This is a genomic window from Janthinobacterium sp. KBS0711, assembly GCF_000988085.1.
Classification (GTDB): Bacteria; Pseudomonadota; Gammaproteobacteria; order Burkholderiales; family Burkholderiaceae_D; genus Janthinobacterium; species Janthinobacterium lividum_E.
In genome coordinates this window covers 88,059-88,696 of sequence record NZ_LBCO01000029.1, presented here as the reverse complement: position 1 = coordinate 88,696, position 638 = coordinate 88,059, and the positions used below count along the sequence as shown (strand labels likewise).

The window sequence follows — 638 nt, the reverse complement described above, 5'->3', positions numbered from 1 at the left end:
GACATCACCCTTTCACGGTGAGTACAGGGGTTCGAATCCCCTTGGGGACGCCAGTTCAGTCTGGTGTTGTAGTAAAGAAGTAGCAGTGTTTCTGCGCCCGGGGGGGTATAGCTCAGCTGGGAGAGCGCTTGCATGGCATGCAAGAGGTCAGCGGTTCGATCCCGCTTACCTCCACCAACAGCGCAGAAGCAGGTAGTGAATAAATCAAAGTCGCCTCGAGCGGCTTTTTTATTTTGGCGAAGTATTTCCGCCATACCCTCGGGGGAATATGGCTAAGCTGTTAGCGCGCTTGCATGGCATGCAAGAGGTCAGGGTTAGCTCCCGCAAACCTCCACCAACAGCGCGGAAATCACACAGTAATCAAAGTCGCCTCGAGCGGCTTTTTTTACGTCCGTTTATTAATCGTCATACTCGTCGGATGAGGAGGGCGTAGGTCGGATTAGCGGCACGCGTAATCCGACAATGCCACCGTCTAAATCAATATCCGATCCCCATAGAGAGATCCCTGCAAATAAGGTGGAAAATAAAACCCCCGGCAGTTGATTTCGTGAATCACCCCGTGCTATACTTCGCGCACGCTTTTTTGAGGGGCTAAGCAAAGCCTTCAACGAAGAGTCCGCTGAGAGTAAAGCCAGCAC

At 52.4% G+C, this 638-nt stretch carries 1 protein-coding gene and 1 tRNA gene; one reads left to right on the top strand and one right to left on the bottom strand.

The features are described from left to right. Positions 1 to 101 precede the first annotated feature (101 nt). Positions 102 to 177: transfer RNA gene (locus VM94_RS18290), tRNA-Ala, on the top strand. A 221-nt stretch (positions 178 to 398) separates the two neighbouring features. On the opposite strand, the gene VM94_RS29115 is transcribed toward VM94_RS18290, so the two are convergent. Continuing rightward, on the bottom strand, positions 399 to 638 hold a 240-nt coding region (locus tag VM94_RS29115), incomplete at its 5' end, for a hypothetical protein (protein ID WP_235432950.1).